Source organism: Geobacillus sp. CCR (assembly GCF_052906625.1).
The window spans coordinates 88,555-107,022 of sequence record NZ_JBREBQ010000005.1; the positions used below are offsets into that span (position 1 = coordinate 88,555).

Here is an 18,468-nt window from a genome sequence, read left to right on the forward strand (position 1 = left end):
CCGTACGATTCGTCTCTAATCGAAACGGCATAAAAACAAACAATGTCTAACGGCGAGAGAAAAAGCGAGCGGCTACTGCTATTGTATGGCTTGGCGAGCCAAGGGTGCCTCTCATTTTTCGTTTCGCTCCGGGTGTGGCATGATGGCATTTTCTTGCCTCAGTGTGCGGAAAAACCAGCTGTCCGGCCGTTCGTCCTCATCTGCCTTGCCCGTTTTTTCGCTCCATGGCGATTGCAGCAGCTGGCGGCGAAGCTCGTCATTTTCCTTCGCCAGCTGTTTGAGCTGCTCGTAGCGCTTGGCGCTTTGGTAAGCCAGTTCCTTTAACACAATGTTTTCGGCTTCCACCTCTTTCAGCCGGCGCTCCAGTTCAGCCATTCGCTCAGCAAGCCGCTGTTCACCTGTCCCCCTTCTCTCTTCATTCATCGCCCCATGTTTGTCTTTCATCATTCGACATCTCCTCCTTTGATTCATCGTTGTCTGCACCCACCAGCAAAAAATCCGCATCTGTCCCAACACATTTACCTAAGCCGTTCCATAGTATACAGTAGTCCCAAACCACCAGGCGTTGGGGAACAACTGAACGATAGGAGGAACGAAGAAAATGGGTCATCATCACCGTCGCGATACAGAAAGAGTATGCATCAGAACGCGCAAAATTTACGACTGGGTGACGCGCCAAGTCGATGTGCCATTGCGAAGCTTCAGCGGCGAGGATTTGGAAGCGATTTTCCCGATGGACCACTGCCAGCGGGAAGGAACGATTTGCGATTTTTTGGGAGCGCAACATACAAACCCGCAACACTTGACGATCCGTTGCTTCCTGACAGACGCCGACGGAAACCCGATCGACTCGGTCGTTGACCAGGACGCATTGATTTGCCAGGAAATTACGCAGCCAAACGGCCGGCAGTCCGTAAACGTCACCCTTCCTTCTGGGGAAACGGTGACGCTGCAAAAAGTCAAAGCGCTCATCAAAGGGCATGTCGTCGTGCAAATTGTCAGCCCAGCCGGCACGGTCATTTGCCAATCGAAACCAATTCCGTTCGCTACAGCACAAACGTTCATCTTGTGCGCCCCAGAAGGCACGCAGCTCAACTGCCATATTTCGTTCTTCGAATGCGACACGAGCCTAGTCTGCACAGACAACTTTGCACAACTTGATGTTTCCATCACCTTATGCCTTGAAGTCCAAGTGGAAGCTGATGTCAAAATCGAAGTCGAAGCTCGTTTCTGCCAACCGCGCGAAGAATTGGCCGAAGCCGTGCTTTGCCCGACAACCAAATTCCCGCCGCAATGCCCGGACGTATTCCCGGCCATGTAGCGTCCTGCACCGTTCAGGCTGTTGTTCCAACAACAGCCTTTTTTATATGGCATGCACCCGCAATGGATACATAAGATGAGAATGGAAGGGGTGGAAACCGTATGAAAAACAAAAACGACCAACACCTCCGTCTGCAGCAGCAAATCATCCACTACCGGTCAGAAGCAGCCTCATGCCGGCAACAAGTGCAGCAACTGGAGGCCGAGTTGGCCAAGGAAAAAATGCGCAGCGCCTATTTGAAAGAGAAGCTGCGTGAAGCAGAAACAACCAACGTTGAAACGTACAAGAAAAAAATCGCCGCCTTGGAACGCCAGCTTCTGTTGTGTGAAATTGCACTGGAAGAAACGCGATATAACACCTCAAAAGAGACACAGACACCAGCGTTTGAACGAGCTGCTGCCGTGTCAGCGTTGTTTCACTATTCTGTCGTCGTTCCGACGCATCTTGATGAGGAGGAGCTGACCATCATCGGCGATTTCATCATTCGCAATCACGGAACAGCGCCGCTTCACCATTTGATTGTCTGTCTCCGCCTTTCGCCTCCAAAAACGGCGGTGCTCAGCGGGAAAATTGTTTTGCCAAACAGCGGACGGGCCGAGCAGGAAACGCTGATCTCCAATAGCGCGGAAAGCTGGACGTTCACCCACGAAAACTGGCGGGAAAAAGTGCGGCAAAGCGGGGAATACTGGCTTGCCCCGCTTTATGACGCCCCGCTTGAACCAAGCGAGGAGCGGCGCTTTTCCCAGTTCGAAATCACTGTTCCCCCGTCCAGCAATGCCCGCTCATTGACGGTTGATGGATTCGTGTATTGCGCAGAACTGCCAAAGGGCGTTCCTGCCGCCAACCATATTGCCATTCAATGGTGACCCGCTCGTTTTCCGCCTTCATGCCGACCAGCGGCGCACCTGCTGTTTGGGCCGGCCGTTTTGGGCCGGCTCCGCTATTTCCTATTTCAAACAATAGCAGTTGGACGTTTCCTTCCATCAACGTCATCCCGACAAGCTGCGCGGCTGTTTTTGCATCACCGGCTGACGACGACTTCCATCCACACCGCCGGCCATTCCTTCAGCGAACGTTGCCCAACCAGCATCAGCGATTCGCTGTCCATTTTTTGACCAAAACGACGCCCGCCGGCATCCCTCATTGGCTGTGTCATGACCTCAATAGCCGCCTTTCTCCTTACGACAACCATTTACTAACGATCGTCTCCATGATCGCCGCCCCGCCGGCAATCGCTAGAAGCATAATGAGCGGCTCAAAAACATTCGGCCAAAGCATTAGGCCAATATAACAAAACGCCGCACACCAGATCCCCGTGCACCAGTAGCAGCTCAGCAGTTCGCCAAACCAGCGACGCAGCCCGCCTCCCTTGAAAGAAAGAAACACTTGTTTGCTTCCGTCCGGAAGCTCCTGCTCCGTCCATTCGTGAAAGGGACGGCGAATCCAGGCGGTGATCGCGTCATATACGATGAGCCGTGTCAGGCGAAAGCTGGCTAAACAAAGAAGGACAAATGAAAACGGATCGTCCATGCTCCCCTCCCCTTTCCATGATTATGACCGCAAAAAACCGATTGCCTTCTGTCGTTCCCATTTGGCAGCTAGCGAATTCTCTTTGGTACAGACGTTTACCCAAACGCTCTCCTACGCCAATCATATGATGGAGTATAGGTTTTTAACACAAGAGACTAGAAAGGAGGCGACGCGATGTACCATGTCTTTTTCAACCGACGCCCAACCCGCCCCCGCCTTCCCCGTGCTCTTTACGAACAGCTGGCCGCGCTTCCACTCAACACTGAGGTTAACGTGCACACCACCAACGAGACGCATTACAATGCGCTTTTTCTCGGCTTCGAGCCGCGGACGAACAGCGTCTCGCTATTGGTTGACCGCTTTTATAAAGAGGGGGGGCGCTCGCTTACGATCGATGCTGCCACGATCACCTCAATCGATCTCCCTGCCTCCATGAGGCCAGCTCCATCCGCCGACACAGATGAAGAGGAAGAATAGCTAGAAAAGAAGGCACAGCCGGCTGACGCCAACCAGCGCGGTCGGCGCTTATTTTTTTGGCGGCGCCGTTTTCTCATTGACTAGTGCGCTTGTCTATACATTCGCTTCTCGTATTACATACACTTTTACTAATCGACAATAGATGCTAGGAGGAACTGATCTTGGCTTCGAAACGATCTCGCTTGTTGTTTGACATTTTAAGCAGTTACGACCTGACTGGAACTGAAGTCGATATCATGAAGGAACTGAAAAACGACAAAGTATGGCTTGTGCGAAACAAAAAAACGAGGGAACGGTACGTGCTGAAACGGCTGAGCGAAGACAAAACGAATTTTCCGATTTTGCTTCATTCAAAGCTGTACCAAGAAGGATTTCATGTCCCAAAAATCTTCCAAACGAAAACAGACCAATATTACATCCACCGAAAAGGCCATTACTACTATTTGATGGACTACATCGTCCCAAGCGGAACGAAGCCCTCTTTCCAACAACGGATCGAAGGGCTCGCCCGCTTTCATGCTCACAGTCTGTTTGCCGATTGGATCGGCCCCTGCCCTTCATCGTTTCCGGAGCCAAAAGACGTGCTGAGCGCACATCGGCAAAAAGCAGCACAGTTAGAGGAGCAGGCAAAGGCCATCGATCATGGTGACACTCTTTCTCATATAATGGAACAGATGGCCCGGATCGCTAATCAAAGTTATGCATGGCTTGAAAAAAGCAATCTAGCTGATTTTTGCCGCACAGCGAAAGAACGAAAGGCCATTTGCCACGGGGATTACAACAGCAACAACCTTTTATTGGCGGAAAACCACGAAGTCATGATGATTGACTTTGACCGCGCCTACTATGGCCTCCCGCTTGATGATTTTCGCTTTCTGCTTGTTTCATTGATGAAAAACCCGAAAAACGATGCGGTAAAGCGAACGAAGCTGCTATTTGACCTTTATTTCTCCATTTGCCCGCTGTACGCTCCGTACAAGAGCGTCTATGTCGCTGATGCTATGTTTCCTCACGTGTTTTACAGCGAAGCGGTCGGCCGTGAAAAACAAAAGCAAGCGTTGCACAGCCCATCGTCCTTGGACTTGCTCACCCGCCTCGCCGAACAGGAAACAAAAAAATTCGCATTCTTGTCCGATTTTTTCAAAAGCGAGGGATAGAGAAAAATGAAACAAACGATCGCCCACTTTCTTCATGAAAAAATGAAAATCAATCAACGTTTTATTTACAACCAAATGGTTCATTTAAAAAAATACCGCCCGATCATGATCGGGTCATTCGCTGATGACGGCATCCATCCGTTTCCTCTCATCAACTATTACCGCCTCAACGACATCGACGATTTCGGCCGCTTCGCCAAAGAACAAAATATTGTCGCCATTCACGCTCACCATGGAAAGCATGCCGTCGAAATTCTTCCGCTTTGCATCGCCCATCGCATTCCGCTTGTCGTCAGCATCCGCGGCCGCGATGGATCGGCGAAGCATCAAAGTTTGCGGCGCAATCAAAAACGGTACAATTTGCTCAAACAGCATGGGGCGCTCTTTCTTCCTGTCTGCCGCTACCTTGCCAATGAACTGATCACGCTAGGCTTTCCGCCGAAAAAAATTCAAGTTCTCTACGGCGGCATCGAGCTCGATTTATTTCCGTACCGGGAACGGACGATTCCTGCAAACGGAGACATCATCATTCTCTCGATCGGCCGGCTCGTCGAGAAAAAAGGGTTTTTAACGCTCGTGCGCGCCTTTTGGCGCGTGCATGCAGTTCATCCGCGCTGCCGCCTCCGCATCATCGGCAGCGGCAAAGAGGAAGAAAACATCCGCCGGCTTGTCAGCGAGCTGAAGCTCGATCCGTTTGTCGACCTGCTGGGTGCCATGGATGCCGCTTCAATCGCCCGCGAAATGGAACGCGCCCATCTATTTTGCTTGGCGAGCGAGACCGCTTCTGATGGAGACATCGAAGGCATCCCCAACGTGTTGAAAGAGGCGATGGCAAGCGGGCTGCCGGTCGTCTCAACGAATCACGCCGGCATCCCCGAATTGATCGAACACAAACGCACCGGCTATCTCGCACCAGAAAGAGACGATCTTGAGCTAGCGAACGGCATTCGCTTTTTTCTGGAACATCCGGAACGAATTCCATCCTTCACGAAAAAAGCGCGCAAAGTGATTGAACAGCGGTTTGATATCACGAAACAAATCAAGGTGCAGGAGCGGCTGTATGATGAATTCATCAAAAAAACCAGGTAACTGTCACCTGGTTTTTTTTGATGCTCAATTCTTCCCCTTTCCTTTCCAAACAGTAGAAAGGTTGTCCGACGAAAATAGGCCGCACCATTTCCAGCGTTTTAGGCGCTTGCCATGTAGCAAACCACACTTGTCCGTTAATACGCTATAAAAGCCGGAGATTTCACGAAGGAGGCCTATTAGCATGAACATCTGCATCATTGGCGCTGGCTACGTCGGACTAACCACCGCTGCCGTCCTTGCTGAACTTGGGCATGAAGTGCATTGCATTGATCATGATGAACGGAAAATCCGCCTGCTCAATAACGGGGAAGTTCCGTTTTATGAGCCAGGGCTCGAAGAATTGATTGCCAAAAATGATAATTATTTGACGTTCAGCGGCCGCTGGGATGATATCAAACGGGCGGCCGTCGTTGTCATTTGTGTCGGCACCCCGCCGCGGCCCGACGGCGGCACCGATTTGCGCTATATTGAAGCGGTGCTCGACCGCTTGGCAACGACGATCAAATCGTACAAAACGATCGTCACGAAAAGCACTGTCCCGCCGGGGACGAATGAATGGATGCGTGCCGAGCTTATCCGCAAAGGAGTGAAACCGCAGTTGTTCCGAATCGTATCCAACCCAGAGTTTTTGCGGGAAGGGTCGGCTGTCTACGATATGTTTCACCCAGACAAAATCGTCGTCGGACTCGAACCGGATGATGACCAATCGCTTGCCGTCATGCAGGCGGTGTATGCCGGCATCAACGCCCCTTACCTCACAACGAGCCTGACCGGCGCGGAACTGATCAAATACGCCGCCAACGCGTTTTTGGCGACCAAAATTTCCTTTATTAACGAAATGGCGCGCATCTGTGACGCGTTTGCCGTCGATGTCAATGACATCGCCCGCGGGATCGGCCTCGACCCGCGCATCGGCCCACACTTTTTGCGGGCCGGCCTCGGCTATGGAGGATCTTGCTTTCCAAAAGATATCAAAGCGCTCGAACATGCGGCGCGTTCGCGCCAAGTGGAGCCGCATTTGCTGAAGGCGGTGCAGACCATCAACGCCACCCAGCTTGACGTTTGCTTCCAAAAACTCAATGAGCAACTTGCCCCATTGACGGACAAAAAGATCGCCGTGCTTGGCATCTCCTTCAAGCCGAATACAGACGATACGCGTTTTTCCCCCGCTGAAGCGCTCATCCGCCGATTGAGTGAAAACGGCTGTACGGTTGCCGCCTACGACCCGAAGGCAACGCTCTCGGAGCCGCTCACCCGCGTCACACAAGTCCAGTCGGTGCACGAAGCGATCCAAGGGGCGGATGGCTTGGTCATCGCCACCGATTGGGACGAATTCCGCACGCTTGACTGGGGGCAAGTGAAAGCGGCGATGAATGGGACGCTCGTGTTTGACGGTCGAAACTGTTTGGATCGCCATGCAGTCGAACAAAGCGGTTTGCGCTACATGGGGGTGGGGCGCCCGTGAACATTCTCGTCACCGGTGCGGCCGGATTTATCGGCTCCCATTTATGCGAAAAACTGCTGGAAAACGACGAGCATCATGTGATTGGCGTCGACGGCTTTCTCGGACCGACGCCGGCGCCGCTAAAAGCGAAGAACATTGCCCATTTGCAGTCTCATCCACGGTTTACCTTTCTTGAGCTGGATTTGTTGACAGCCGATTTGCCGTCCTTGCTGCAAAACGTCGAAGCGGTCTACCACTTAGCCGGCATGCCCGGTGTGCGAACGAGCTGGGGGACGGAGTTTGCCGCCTATGCTGCACACAACATTTCCACTACCCAGCGGTTGCTTGAGGCATGCAAAGACCGGCCACTCAAACGGTTCATCTACGCTTCGACCTCATCCGTCTACGGCGAGCGGAGCGGCCCGTTGTCGGAAACGCTTGAACCGGCCCCGCTCTCCCCATATGGCATTACGAAGCTCACCGGCGAACATTTATGCCGCGTCTATTTTCGCGAGTTCGCCGTACCGATCGTCATTTTGCGCTATTTCACCGTCTATGGCCCGCGCCAGCGCCCGGACATGTCGTTTCACCGCTTCATCCGCCAGCTGCTCGCTGGACAACCGCTCACCGTGTTCGGCGACGGAACACAATCGCGCGATTTCACCTATATTTCTGACTGCGTTGATGGAACGATCGCCGCGCTCGAGCGGGATGGCGTCATTGGAGAAACGATCAATATCGGCGGAAAAGAACGAGCATCGGTCAATGAGGTGATCCGTCTGCTGGAAACGCTGACGGGAAAACAAGCGATCATTCAGTATACCCCCTCCGCCCGCGGAGAGCCGAAACAAACGTGGGCCGACTTGGCAAAAGCGGAGCGGCTGCTCGGGTACAAGCCGGTTGTAACGCTTGAGGGCGGCCTACAAAAAGAGATCGAATACATCCGTTCGCTGTATGAGGGTGAGCATTCATGAAAATCGCCTATGTCTGCACGGAAAAGCTGCCCGCCCCGGCAGTGCGGGGCGGGGCCATTCAAATGATGATCGATGGGATTGCTCCATTGATCGCCCGACGCCACGAACTGACGATTTTTTCAATCGCTGATCCGCTTTTGCCGCCTGAAGAGACAGACGGAGACATCCACTACATCCGTTTTCCAAAAGCCACGTATGAAACGGATGTGGCACGTGCGTTGGCCGCGCACAAATTCGATGTCGTCCACGTCTTCAATCGTCCTGTTCCGCTCATCGATTACCAAGCGGCGGCTCCGCAAAGCGCCTTTGTGCTAAGCCTGCATAACGACATGTTTTCCCCGCTGAAAATTACAGCAGAACAGGCGAAGCGGGCGCTAGACGCCTGCACCTTGCTGACCGCCGTCAGTGAATACATCAAACGGACGGTGACAAACCGTTACCCAATCGATCCTCAGAAAGTAAAAGTCGTTTATTCCGGAGTCGATGCTTCCCAATACATCCCCGTCTGGACGGAAGAAGGCAGGCGCATCCGCCAAGCGGAACGCGAAGCGTACGGACTCACCGATAAAAAAGTCGTTCTCTTTCTCGGCCGACTCAGCAAAACAAAAGGACCGCATTTGCTGATTCAATGCCTGCCATCCCTTTTGATCCGCCATCCCGAGGCAGCGCTTGTCATCGTCGGCGGAAAATGGTTCGGCGACACCGGCCGAAGCGAATACATCGACTGGCTTCATGAGCTCGCGGCGCCGATGGCCGATCGCGTTCTGTTTACGAATTACGTTCCGCACAGTCATATCCCCAAACTGCTCTTAATGGCCGATGTGTTTGTATGCAGCTCGCAATGGCACGAGCCGCTCGCCCGCGTTCATTACGAAGCGATGGCCGCCGGCATTCCGGTCGTGACAACCAACCGCGGCGGCAACACCGAAATCGTCCGCCACGGCGAAACCGGCTTTGTCATCGATGACTACCAAAACCCGCACGCTTTTTTTGAAGCGATTGATTACATGCTTGTGAACAAACATGAAGCGGAAACCATGGCGAAAAAGGCAAGAACGCTCGTTGAACAGCAATTTCAATTCCACCATGTGGCCAAGCGGTTTGAAACGGTTTATATCGAAGCATGTTCCTCTCTTTCCCCAAACCAATAAGGGCTGTCTAAGAGAAATGTTTTCGGGACAGCCTTTTTCTCTTTCTCCGATGAAATCAACCATGCCGCTCCTTGTGCATCTATCCCCACTCGTCACACTTTCGCCGCCCCCCAGTTCGTCAAACTGCAGAGGCTTCGGGAAATATCCTCTATTTAATGAGCTTACCCAGTCCAATTTCGTTCTCCATACATATCCTAGTAGCAATCACACATATTTCACTTCGTCCATTCCCAAATACCTGACAGGAGGGATAGCATGAAAGACATCGTTATTGAACCATGGCTCGTCGATGAAACGACCCATGAATTTTTTATCCCTGAGTATATCATCCAGCTGGCAGAGGAAGTGCTGAAAAACTACGATTTATCCGTTCAAAACATGCAAATCGTTACGACAAAACCGGACAAGGGAGGAGCGATTTGGAAGCTCGAAACGAAATCAGGCCCGAAAAGTTTGAAGCTGCTGCACCGGAGGCCGACAAGGAGCCTATTCAGCCTAGGAGCACAAGAATATTTAGTGGAAGTGCGCAAGGCAAGAGTGCCGCCAATTGTAAAAACAAAGGATGGAAAAAGTTATGTCGAGGCAGGAGGAAAACTATGGTTTGTGGCGGAATGGATTGAACCGTTGACGCCAGTTACAAAGGATTTGGAAGGAGCAAGAAAGCTTTGTTATGCCCTTGGTGAATTCCATCGGCTAAGCAAAGGGTATGTCCCCCCAAAACAGGCGGAAATGGCTTCGCGGCTGCACAAATGGCCAAAAAACTATGAAAAAATGATTACGAAAATGAGCTGGTTTCGGAACATTGCCAAATACTACCCTGAAATGCCGGCAAGCCCACCATTATTAGAGGTAGTTGACCGATTTGAAGAACAGGCGCGAAAAGGCATGGAACGATTCCTGCAATCCAGCTATGTTGAATTCGTCAAGCAAGGAACGGCTCATTGGGGGTTGGTTCACCAAGACTACGGTTGGTCCAACGGCCAAATGGGCGCGGACGGAATGTGGATTATTGATCTCGACGGAGTTGCCTTTGACCTTCCGATTCGTGATTTACGAAAACTCATTAGCGGCACAATGGCGGATTTATACAAATGGGATGCAACATGGGTGCGGGAAATGATTCTAGCGTACCACGAAGCAAATCCAATCACACCTGAATTATACGAGCTTTTGATGATTGACTTGGCCATGCCAAACGAATTTTATAAAAATATGAAAGAAGTCGTCTATGAACCGGAAATTTTTCTCAATGAACAAACAGCACAGTTAATTCAAACGATTGTCGAAACCGACCAGTCAAAGTGGCCTGTATTGGCAGAAATCGAAAATGACTGGAAAGGAGTGGGATAAATATGAGGATTTTGATGGTTTGTACAGAAAAACTCCCCGTTCCCCCTTTATTAGGCGGGGCCATTCAAACGTATATTTCCGGCATTCTTCCACATGTAAGCCAATTCCATGATATTACCGTTTTAGGCATCAGCGATTCGTCGCTTCCCGAGCAAGAAACCATCCATGGCGTTCACTACGTGCGCGTACCGGGAAAAATATTTGAAATATACCGGGAAAACGTTGTTCGTTATGTGGAAGCGAACAAGTTCGATCTCATCCATATCTTTAACCGCCCCCGCCTTGTTCTGCCCATCCGGCAGGCAGCGCCCGACGCTAAAATGACGTTAAGTATGCACAATGATATGTTTCAACCGGAAAAAATCGATCCAGAAGAAGCAACGGCGGCCATCGCAGAAGTGGCCTACATCGTAACCGTGAGCGATTATATTGGCAATGTCATCCGCAGTCTATATCCGCAGGCATCGCCAAAATTGCGCACGATTTATTCTGGAGTAGACAGCGAACGATTTTTGCCGGGAAATCATCCAAAAATGCAGAAAATACGCAACGACATTCGGCGGGCACATGGGTTGGAAAACAAAACGGTCATTTTGTTCGCCGGAAGGCTGTCTCGCAATAAAGGGGTCGATAAACTCATTCTAGCATTGCCGGAGCTGGCAAAAAAATTTAAAAACTTAGCCCTGGTGATTGTCGGGAGCAACTGGTTTAGCGAAAATGACATTACTGATTATGTCGCATATGTAAGAGCACTGGCGAAACGAATGCCTGTCCCCGTTGTCACGACAGGCTTTGTCCCACCGAATGAAATCCAAAATTGGTTTGCGGCGGCTGATTTGTTTGTATGCACCTCGCAATGGCAGGAACCGTTGGCGCGCGTCCACTATGAGGCCATGGCAGCAGGCCTTCCGATCGTAACGACCGCGAGAGGCGGCAATCCGGAAGTCATTTTCGCCAATGAAAACGGCCTTATCGTAGAAAATCCGGAGGACCCGAGTGATTTTGCCAACAAGATTGCCCAAATATTATCGGATCAATCATTGATGAGAAGAATGGGAGAAAAAGGCCGGCAGCTTGCGATTTCGATCTATCATTGGGAGCGAGTCGCTTCCGAGTTATTGGAAGTTTGGGAGCAGGCGGAGAAAACAGAACAAGCTGTAGTGAGTGAAGAACAAGCAGCCGGCATGACAATAGAACCGCTGAAAGAAGATGCAACAGAACAACTGAACCGGCCAACCCCTAAAGCGGATGCAAAAGAAAAAGTCCACTCGAAAAAGAACGCGGCAGCGTCATCCGACAAAACGAAAAAGGGAAAAACCAAAAAAGAGCGTGCCATATCAATGGAAGACCATCAACAAACAGCCAAACAAAAAGAAGCTGCGGCAGAGCGAACTGAACTCGCGAAAAGCGCCCCAGCTCCTAAACAGCCCCAAACCGGCCGCCACATAAAACCTTTTACCATTGCAAGCGGCAACCAACAAACGCTGGACGCGTCGCCTAAAACGCATTTGAACCGCAAATTGGCTCAAGCGAAACATGACACCAAACATTTTACGATTGCAAGCTCACACTAACACGAATCGAAAATCGCCAAGAAGAAAATGACGGACATCCAAAATAAAAATGAGAATACACTCCCACAGCAAATGAAGGAAACAAACCCTCATCATCCTTTCCTGGCGCCGCAACGCATTCAGGCAAAGATGCGTTTCAACGCAAGGAAATGCGTTACTGCACAAACCCGATCATCGTCACCGCGAGAAGCTGCGCGCGCCCGATGACCGTTTCGTTTCCCTGTTCATCGGCGATCGTCAACTCGGTCGCCGTGCACTTCTTTAATATGCCTTCATAGCTCTTATCCTTCATGACAAATTGACATTTCAGCGGCGGCAAATGGCCGGGCAGCTCCGCCAAAAAGGCCAGCCGCTCGTCGAGCGCCATCGCTTGGAATTCTTTTTTGGCAAAAAATTCAGTCGGTTCCTCCTCGCCGCCTCGTTCATCGTTGGAATTTCCTTCCTCTTCCTGTTGCGTTCGGCTAGTCCACATAAACGTTTCTTGCATATGCGCCGCCGCCCGCATCGCTTTTGGCTGCACAATGTAAAGCAACGGCTCCGTCTCCACAACGTTTTGTTTCCGCACGTCGATCCCCCTTTTCCATGCTTGCCTTACCTTATATATGTATGCCCGTGATCTCAATAATTGCCCAAGTCAAGCAAAAAACAGCCGCTCCATCAACAGGAACGGCTGCTCGCACGTTTTTAATATCCTAAAATGTGGTATCCCGAGTCGACGTGAATAATTTCCCCGGTGATGCCGCGCGACAAGTCGCTGAACAAAAACAGCGCCGCATCGCCGACTTCTTCTTGGGTCGTCGTCCGGCGGAGCGGAGCGCGTTCTTCGATTTGCTTTAAAATCGAGTTGAAATCGCTCACCCCTTTGGCCGACAGTGTGCGAATCGGTCCAGCGGAAATGGCATTGACGCGGATGCCGTATTTGCCTAAATCGTTCGCCAAATATTTCACGCTCGCATCAAGCGACGCTTTCGCCACACCCATAATGTTGTAGTTTTGCACGACGCGCTCGCCGCCTAAGTACGTGAGGGTGACGATGCTGCCGCCTTCCGTCATCAGCTCTTTCGCCTCGCGCGCAACCGCGGTGAGCGAATATGCGCTGATATTGTGGGCGAGCAAAAAGCCTTCGCGGCTGACGTTCATATATTCCCCGCTCAAGTCTTCTTTATTGGCGTAGGCGATGCAATGAGCGACGCCGTGGATGACGCCGACTTGTTCTTTGATTTGCGCGAAACATTGAACGATGTCTTCATCTTTTGCCACATCGCATGGCAGCAGAAGCGAACGTTCGTCCCCAAGCGTATCCACAAGCGCCCGCACCTCTTTTTCAAACCGCTCTCCGGCATACGTAAACACCAACCGAGCGCCGGCAGCGTGAAGCGAACGAGCAATGCCCCAGGCGATGCTTCGTTTGTTCGCCACCCCCATCACGACATATGTACGTCCTTCCAACGATAAGACCATTCGTTCATCCTCCCAATTATCATTTATTCTTAGCACCAGGTGTTAATTCTATTATAGGCGATGCGGCGGCCGATGTAAATGCACGCTTCCCTTTTGCCTTCCGATTCCTTCATGCTGGCGGCGGTTTTTCCCACTTTGCAAAACCGGCGCGATTCGCTAATATGGTATATGGCACATTTGAATGGAGAGGATCGTTCCATGGATCATGATCGTTTTTCCAAATCGAAGCTGGATTACCATATGCTGTTCCTTTTATTCTTGATGGCGGTCGTCAGCGCCATCGCCATCCATAGCGCAGAACCGATGCTGCCGGAGAAACTGCAAAACGTCAACTTCGCTTCGAAACAGCTGCAATGGTACGCCATCGGCGCTGTCGTGATCGCCTTGACGATGATCATTGACTATGATCGGCTGTTTCAAATCGCTTGGTATTTGTATGGATTCGGGATGTTGCTGTTGCTTGGGCTGGAATTGAACGTCCCAGGATCAGTAACCATTAAGGGGGCGACGAGCTGGTACCATCTACCTGGAGGCAACTTTCAACCATCCGAGCTGATGAAAATTTTTATGATCATCGTCCTAAGTCGCATCATCGTCAACCATCGGGAAAAATATCCCGAACCGACGATCAGCGATGATTTTAAATTGCTTGGCAAAATCGCTTTGACCGTCTTGCCGCCGCTTATTTTGCTCGCCAAGCAGCCGGACATGGGCATGTCGATGGTGTTTATGGCCATCACCGCCACCTTGGTGCTCGTTTCCGGCATCCGCTGGCGCATCATTTTCGGCATTGTCCTTTCCGGTGTAACAATGGTGGCAGTCGTTGTGTTCATTTTCTTTTATTTTCCTGATTTCTTCCATAAGTACATTATTAAAGAAGATTACCAGTTGAACCGGTTTTACGGCTGGCTGGCTCCATATGAATATTCCAACGAACAAGGCTTCCAGCTCATCCGTTCGCTTATGGCCATTGGGTCAGGGGAACTGTATGGGAAAGGATTGGGCAACTTACAAGTCTATTTGCCGGAGGCGCACACAGACTTTGTGTTTGGCGTCATCTCAGAACAGTTCGGATTTGTCGGCTCAAGCATCGTCGTGTCTCTCTTTTTCCTGCTCATTTATCGCATGATCCATATTGCCTTGGAGAGCAACGATTTATATGGCAGCTATTTATGCGCCGGCGTCGCGGGCATGATTACGTTCCAAGTGTTCCAAAACATTGGCATGACGATTGGACTTTTGCCGATCACGGGGTTGCCGCTTCCGTTCATCAGCTATGGAGGAAGCTCGCTGGCGACTTATATGCTGGCGATCGGCCTCGTCTTAAACGTTCATTCGCGAACGCGGAAGTTTATGTTCGCAAGCGATGAATAAAGCCGCTTGCTGTGTCCGCAGGCGGCGTTTTTTGTCGCCATCAAGCTCAACTCCACTTCTTTGTTTCCTGGCCGCGGGCTCCGCCGTTTGGGCGTTGCCCCCGCAAAAGCCGCGATGAGACGGGCAAAACCGCCGCATCTTTTCTTTTCCTGACTGAACGGACATACTGGTAGTACAACCACTATGGCGAGAAAGGAGCACATTCGATGCAAGTGGACATCATCGGCGACATTCATGGCTGCTTCCGTGAATTCGCCGCATTGACGGAAACACTCGGCTACCATTGGGACGAAGGGGTGCCGATTCATCCCGACGGACGAAAGCTCGGCTTCGTCGGCGATTTGACCGACCGCGGTCCTGAATCGCTGAACATGATCGAGATCGTCTGCGCCCTTGTTGAGCGAAATTTGGCTTACTACGTGCCAGGCAACCATTGCAATAAGCTGTACCGCTTTTTTTTAGGACGAAACGTGCAAATCGCCCACGGGCTTGAGACGACGGTCGCAGAATATCGCACCTTGCCTCCAAGCGAACAGGAGATGATCCGCCGCAAGTTCATCCGCCTGTATGAACAGGCGCCGCTGTATGCGGTGCTCGATGAGGGGCGCCTTGTCATCGCCCACGCCGGCATCCGTCACGACTATATCGGGCGGACGGACAAAAAAGTCAAGACGTTCGTCCTGTACGGGGACATCACCGGCGAAACGAACCCGGACGGGACGCCGGTGCGCCGCGACTGGGCGAAACGGTATCACGGCAGCGCATGGGTTGTATATGGCCACACGCCGGTCGAAAAACCGCGGTTTGTCGGGCGGACGGTCAACATCGACACCGGCTGCGTATTCGGCGGCGCGCTGACCGCCTTGCGCTATCCGGAAATGGAAACGGTCTCCGTTCCTTCCTCGATGCCGTTCGTTCCGGAAAAATTCCGCACGTTCTCCTAATCAGCGCACCTTCTGCGCGTTGCCTCGATGAGGAGCTCCATATCGTCAGGAAGCGGGGCGGAACATGTATACCAGCGCCCGGCAAACGGATGAAAAAACGACAGTTGCCGGCTATGAAGCGCCTGGCGGCCGATCATCTCCCGGCTCCCGCCGTACAGTTCATCGCCGGCGAGCGGGTGGCCGAGATAAGCCAAATGGACGCGAATTTGGTGCGTGCGCCCCGTCTCCAGCCGGAGCGAAACGTATGTATAGCCATAAAGCCGCTCAAGTACACGAAAATGAGTGACAGCCGGCTTCCCGTCTTCCCGCACTTCGCGAGCAATGATGCTGTCGCTTTGGCGGCCGATGGGGGCGTCAATCGTCCCTTCATCCTCGACAATGACGCCATGGCAAATGGCCTCATACGTGCGCACAACGTGCCCTTTTTGCTGCAATGCCGACAACAAATGATGAACGTGGCGGTGCTTGGCGACGAGCACGAGCCCGGACGTGTCGCGGTCAAGCCGGGTGACGATATGGACGGTCGAGTCGAGCTGCTGCTTTCGATAATGGTGAAGCAAGCCATTGGCGAGCGTCCCGCCCGGATGGTGGCGCGACGGAATCGTCGCCAATCCCGCTGGTTTGTTGACAACAAGGACGTAATCGTCTTCATACAGAATGTCAAGCGGCATCGCTTCTGCGTCCATCCAATCGCTTGTCCGCTCCGGCGGAAAGACAACCGACAGCGTCTCGCCGGCGCGCAGCACATGGCGGACGGTGACGGGCCGACCGTCAACCAACAGCGCCCCGCCATGGAATTTAATATCGGTAAGCGCCGTCCGCGAAATGCCGTTCTCTTGCAAAAACTGGCGCAACAGCTTTCCGTCGTGCTGTTCATCGATGGAAAAGGTCATGGTAAACGGCGGCAATGTTCGTCACCTTTCTGATCAAAAATCTCCGTCTTGCTCATCGTGTTCCATCCACTTTCCTTTGGCGCCGCTAAAACGGAATCGGCATCCGCGCCAAAAGACCATCACCTCGCCGCAAACGGGAAGCGTTGCCTAACCAAGGAGGCGGGTTTTCCCTCAGTCGGCGATAAACGAGTCGCGCACCCGCCGCCAAAACGGAAACGGCCGAAAGCGGGCGAAACGCACCTTTTCATCGGCCACCCGGCATTGAATCGACTTCACTTCTTTATGCAACAGTGACAAATGGTCGATCGTAATTTGAAAATCGACGTGGTTGACCGGCTTGAGTAAACACGTATGGTGCGCCGGCAGCACGAGCGGCGAACCGATTGTCCGAAACACGCGGTTGTTGATCGACGCCATCTCGGTCACTTGAATCGCCTCAAGCGAAGGATGCAAAATCGCGCCGCCGAGCGCTTTATTGTAAGCCGTGCTGCCGGTCGGCGTCGAAATGCACAACCCGTCGCCGCGGAACCGCTCAAACAAGTCGCCGCGAATCTCGACATCCATCACGAGCGTCCCGCTGACGCACTTGACTGTGCATTCATTGAGCGCTAAATACTTTGCCTCGCTTCCACCGTTGAGATAGCGGATCGTCACCTCAAGGAGCGGGTATTCGACCACTTGGTACGGCGTCTTAGCGATGGCGATGACGAGCTTTTCGAGTTCCTCCGGCACCCAGTCCGCGTAAAAGCCGAGATGGCCAGTATGGACTCCGACAAACGCCGTCTTGTCCAACCGATGGCAATAGCGATGGAACGCATACAACAGCGTTCCATCACCGCCAACCGAAATGACGAGATCAGGTTCCTCTTCATCGTAACGCAAGTCAAAGTCAAGCAAATACGTTTTCATTTTTTGCGCCAGAGCGTTTGATATGTCGTCGCCTTTGGACGTGATGGCGAACACGAGCGGCGCGTCCGTCCGTTTCATTGCCCTTCTCCTTTTGCTTCTTGTTTTCGAGAAAAAGCAGCCTGCGCTTCTTGAATTTCAAAGCGGATTTTCGACATCTCCTCATCGAGGCGATAGGCCGCCTCCGCGGCGCGCTGCAGCCGAACTTTGATATCTTCGGGGAAACGCCCGCTGTACTTATAGTTCAACGAATGCTCAATCGTCGCCCAAAAGTTCATCGCCAACGTTCGAATTTGAATCTCCGCCAAAATGTTTTTTTCACCGCGGATCGTCTGCACTGGATAGCGGATGACGACATGGTACGAGCGGTAGCCGCTCTCTTTTTTTTGCGTGATGTAATCGCGTTCTTCAACAATCGTAAAATCGTTGCGCTGGCGCAATAGCTCGACGACGGTCTTAATGTCATCGACAAACTGGCACATGATGCGCAGCCCCGCAATATCTTGCATCTCTTCCTCAAGACGGTCGAGCGGGATGTTTTTCTTTTGCGCCTTATCCAAAATGCTGGCGACGGGCTTCACCCGTCCGGTGACAAACTCAATCGGCGAGTGCGCTTCAATCATCTCAAATTGGGCGCGAATGCCCCTTAGCTTCACTTTCAGCTCCTCAACCGCCTGCTTATACGGGGCTAAAAACAAATCCCAATGGTTGACCATCGTACCACCTGCCTACATGTTTTCGATCTCCCGCGGCTTACGTCAAGAGGGCGCAACCGCGCCTCTTTCTTGCTGCACGATGCGAATTCACCGGGCCGCTCCCTGTT

Annotated in this window: 20 protein-coding genes; 12 read left to right on the forward strand and 8 right to left on the reverse strand. The window is 52.1% G+C overall.

Translation table 11 applies throughout. The annotated features are described in order from the left end of the window. Positions 1 to 111: 111 nt before the first annotated feature. Positions 112 to 447, reverse strand: a complete 336-nt coding sequence (locus tag ACVBDQ_RS04295; protein WP_014195191.1) for a spore coat protein — start codon at positions 445 to 447, stop codon at positions 112 to 114. A gap of 154 nt (positions 448 to 601) precedes the next feature. On the opposite strand from ACVBDQ_RS04295, the gene ACVBDQ_RS04300 reads away from it, so the two are divergent. Both ACVBDQ_RS04300 and ACVBDQ_RS04305 read left to right on the forward strand, forming a co-directional pair. Beyond that, on the forward strand, positions 602 to 1,321 hold the full coding sequence (locus ACVBDQ_RS04300; RefSeq protein ID WP_011230348.1) for a hypothetical protein: 720 nt from the start codon (positions 602 to 604) through the stop codon (positions 1,319 to 1,321). A 101-nt stretch (positions 1,322 to 1,422) separates the two neighbouring features. Then, positions 1,423 to 2,187, forward strand: a complete 765-nt coding sequence (locus ACVBDQ_RS04305) for a hypothetical protein (RefSeq protein WP_011230347.1) — start codon at positions 1,423 to 1,425, stop codon at positions 2,185 to 2,187. Between the two features lie 155 nt (positions 2,188 to 2,342). Here ACVBDQ_RS04305 and ACVBDQ_RS04310 read toward each other — a convergent pair whose 3' ends face one another. Further along, entirely contained in the window at positions 2,343 to 2,477 is a 135-nt protein-coding gene (locus tag ACVBDQ_RS04310; RefSeq protein ID WP_014195190.1) for a hypothetical protein, read from the reverse strand. Positions 2,478 to 2,500: 23 nt separating this feature from the next. Then, positions 2,501 to 2,851, reverse strand: a complete 351-nt coding sequence (locus tag ACVBDQ_RS04315) for a DUF1360 domain-containing protein (RefSeq protein WP_011230345.1) — start codon at positions 2,849 to 2,851, stop codon at positions 2,501 to 2,503. Between the two features lie 174 nt (positions 2,852 to 3,025). Between ACVBDQ_RS04315 and ACVBDQ_RS04320 the strand changes: the two genes are divergently transcribed. From ACVBDQ_RS04320 to ACVBDQ_RS04355, 8 genes are all read left to right on the forward strand, one after another. Beyond that, positions 3,026 to 3,328, forward strand: coding sequence for a hypothetical protein (locus ACVBDQ_RS04320; protein ID WP_011230344.1), 303 nt, complete (start codon positions 3,026 to 3,028; stop codon positions 3,326 to 3,328). 161 nt (positions 3,329 to 3,489) lie between these two features. Next, positions 3,490 to 4,485 carry an aminoglycoside phosphotransferase family protein gene (locus ACVBDQ_RS04325; RefSeq protein ID WP_011230343.1) on the forward strand — a complete coding sequence of 332 codons (996 nt, stop codon included), beginning with the start codon at positions 3,490 to 3,492 and terminating at the stop codon, positions 4,483 to 4,485. Between the two features lie 6 nt (positions 4,486 to 4,491). Beyond that, positions 4,492 to 5,574 (forward strand): glycosyltransferase, encoded by a 1,083-nt coding sequence (locus ACVBDQ_RS04330; protein WP_011230342.1) that lies wholly within the window; start codon positions 4,492 to 4,494, stop codon positions 5,572 to 5,574. Between the two features lie 181 nt (positions 5,575 to 5,755). Further along, a complete protein-coding gene (locus ACVBDQ_RS04335) occupies positions 5,756 to 7,039 on the forward strand; it encodes a UDP-glucose dehydrogenase family protein (RefSeq protein WP_011230341.1) in 1,284 nt (427 codons plus the stop codon). Continuing rightward, a complete protein-coding gene (locus tag ACVBDQ_RS04340) occupies positions 7,036 to 7,992 on the forward strand; it encodes an NAD-dependent epimerase/dehydratase family protein (protein ID WP_011230340.1) in 957 nt (318 codons plus the stop codon). Before ACVBDQ_RS04335 ends, ACVBDQ_RS04340 begins: the two co-directional genes overlap by 4 nt. Further along, a complete protein-coding gene (locus ACVBDQ_RS04345) occupies positions 7,989 to 9,143 on the forward strand; it encodes a glycosyltransferase family 4 protein (protein WP_138188003.1) in 1,155 nt (384 codons plus the stop codon). The genes ACVBDQ_RS04340 and ACVBDQ_RS04345 overlap by 4 nt, the downstream gene beginning before the upstream one ends. A 255-nt stretch (positions 9,144 to 9,398) precedes the next feature. Next, positions 9,399 to 10,493 carry a CotS family spore coat protein gene (locus ACVBDQ_RS04350; RefSeq protein ID WP_014195186.1) on the forward strand — a complete coding sequence of 365 codons (1,095 nt, stop codon included), beginning with the start codon at positions 9,399 to 9,401 and terminating at the stop codon, positions 10,491 to 10,493. A 2-nt stretch (positions 10,494 to 10,495) separates the two neighbouring features. Next, positions 10,496 to 12,067 carry a glycosyltransferase family 4 protein gene (locus tag ACVBDQ_RS04355; RefSeq protein WP_014195185.1) on the forward strand — a complete coding sequence of 524 codons (1,572 nt, stop codon included), beginning with the start codon at positions 10,496 to 10,498 and terminating at the stop codon, positions 12,065 to 12,067. Between the two features lie 154 nt (positions 12,068 to 12,221). Here the strand turns inward: ACVBDQ_RS04355 and ACVBDQ_RS04360 are convergent, their stop codons facing one another. Both ACVBDQ_RS04360 and fabI read right to left on the reverse strand, forming a co-directional pair. Then, positions 12,222 to 12,632 (reverse strand): CotO family spore coat protein, encoded by a 411-nt coding sequence (locus ACVBDQ_RS04360; RefSeq protein WP_011230336.1) that lies wholly within the window; start codon positions 12,630 to 12,632, stop codon positions 12,222 to 12,224. A 119-nt stretch (positions 12,633 to 12,751) separates the two neighbouring features. After that, positions 12,752 to 13,528, reverse strand: coding sequence for an enoyl-ACP reductase FabI (fabI, locus tag ACVBDQ_RS04365; RefSeq protein ID WP_011230335.1), 777 nt, complete (start codon positions 13,526 to 13,528; stop codon positions 12,752 to 12,754). Between the two features lie 198 nt (positions 13,529 to 13,726). On the opposite strand from fabI, the gene ACVBDQ_RS04370 reads away from it, so the two are divergent. Continuing rightward, positions 13,727 to 14,902, forward strand: a complete 1,176-nt coding sequence (locus ACVBDQ_RS04370; RefSeq protein ID WP_011230334.1) for an FtsW/RodA/SpoVE family cell cycle protein — start codon at positions 13,727 to 13,729, stop codon at positions 14,900 to 14,902. Between the two features lie 206 nt (positions 14,903 to 15,108). Continuing rightward, positions 15,109 to 15,846 (forward strand): bis(5'-nucleosyl)-tetraphosphatase PrpE, encoded by a 738-nt coding sequence (prpE, locus tag ACVBDQ_RS04375; protein ID WP_446663046.1) that lies wholly within the window; start codon positions 15,109 to 15,111, stop codon positions 15,844 to 15,846. Here prpE and ACVBDQ_RS04380 read toward each other — a convergent pair. From ACVBDQ_RS04380 to ACVBDQ_RS04390, 3 genes are all read right to left on the reverse strand, one after another. Continuing rightward, positions 15,843 to 16,754, reverse strand: coding sequence for an RluA family pseudouridine synthase (locus ACVBDQ_RS04380; protein WP_011230332.1), 912 nt, complete (start codon positions 16,752 to 16,754; stop codon positions 15,843 to 15,845). The two genes, prpE and ACVBDQ_RS04380, sit on opposite strands and share 4 nt — an antisense overlap. Before the next feature lie 156 nt (positions 16,755 to 16,910). Continuing rightward, positions 16,911 to 17,726 (reverse strand): NAD kinase, encoded by an 816-nt coding sequence (locus ACVBDQ_RS04385; RefSeq protein ID WP_011230331.1) that lies wholly within the window; start codon positions 17,724 to 17,726, stop codon positions 16,911 to 16,913. After that, positions 17,723 to 18,361 (reverse strand): GTP pyrophosphokinase, encoded by a 639-nt coding sequence (locus tag ACVBDQ_RS04390; protein ID WP_011230330.1) that lies wholly within the window; start codon positions 18,359 to 18,361, stop codon positions 17,723 to 17,725. Before ACVBDQ_RS04390 ends, ACVBDQ_RS04385 begins: the two co-directional genes overlap by 4 nt. Positions 18,362 to 18,468: the final 107 nt, after the last annotated feature.

Excerpts from the sequence above, each read along its gene's own strand:
- ACVBDQ_RS04295 (WP_014195191.1), bottom strand. The coding sequence starts at position 447 with ATGATGAAAGACAAACATGGGGCGATGAATGAAGAGAGAAGGGGGACA.
- ACVBDQ_RS04300 (WP_011230348.1), top strand. The coding sequence starts at position 602 with ATGGGTCATCATCACCGTCGCGATACAGAAAGAGTATGCATCAGAACG.
- ACVBDQ_RS04305 (WP_011230347.1), top strand. The coding sequence starts at position 1,423 with ATGAAAAACAAAAACGACCAACACCTCCGTCTGCAGCAGCAAATCATC.
- ACVBDQ_RS04310 (WP_014195190.1), bottom strand. The coding sequence starts at position 2,477 with ATGACACAGCCAATGAGGGATGCCGGCGGGCGTCGTTTTGGTCAAAAA.
- ACVBDQ_RS04315 (WP_011230345.1), bottom strand. The coding sequence starts at position 2,851 with ATGGACGATCCGTTTTCATTTGTCCTTCTTTGTTTAGCCAGCTTTCGC.
- ACVBDQ_RS04320 (WP_011230344.1), top strand. The coding sequence starts at position 3,026 with ATGTACCATGTCTTTTTCAACCGACGCCCAACCCGCCCCCGCCTTCCC.
- ACVBDQ_RS04330 (WP_011230342.1), top strand. The coding sequence starts at position 4,492 with ATGAAACAAACGATCGCCCACTTTCTTCATGAAAAAATGAAAATCAAT.
- ACVBDQ_RS04335 (WP_011230341.1), top strand. The coding sequence starts at position 5,756 with ATGAACATCTGCATCATTGGCGCTGGCTACGTCGGACTAACCACCGCT.
- ACVBDQ_RS04345 (WP_138188003.1), top strand. The coding sequence starts at position 7,989 with ATGAAAATCGCCTATGTCTGCACGGAAAAGCTGCCCGCCCCGGCAGTG.
- ACVBDQ_RS04350 (WP_014195186.1), top strand. The coding sequence starts at position 9,399 with ATGAAAGACATCGTTATTGAACCATGGCTCGTCGATGAAACGACCCAT.
- ACVBDQ_RS04355 (WP_014195185.1), top strand. The coding sequence starts at position 10,496 with ATGAGGATTTTGATGGTTTGTACAGAAAAACTCCCCGTTCCCCCTTTA.
- fabI (WP_011230335.1), bottom strand. The coding sequence starts at position 13,528 with ATGGTCTTATCGTTGGAAGGACGTACATATGTCGTGATGGGGGTGGCG.
- ACVBDQ_RS04370 (WP_011230334.1), top strand. The coding sequence starts at position 13,727 with ATGGATCATGATCGTTTTTCCAAATCGAAGCTGGATTACCATATGCTG.
- prpE (WP_446663046.1), top strand. The coding sequence starts at position 15,109 with ATGCAAGTGGACATCATCGGCGACATTCATGGCTGCTTCCGTGAATTC.
- ACVBDQ_RS04385 (WP_011230331.1), bottom strand. The coding sequence starts at position 17,726 with ATGAAACGGACGGACGCGCCGCTCGTGTTCGCCATCACGTCCAAAGGC.
- ACVBDQ_RS04390 (WP_011230330.1), bottom strand. The coding sequence starts at position 18,361 with ATGGTCAACCATTGGGATTTGTTTTTAGCCCCGTATAAGCAGGCGGTT.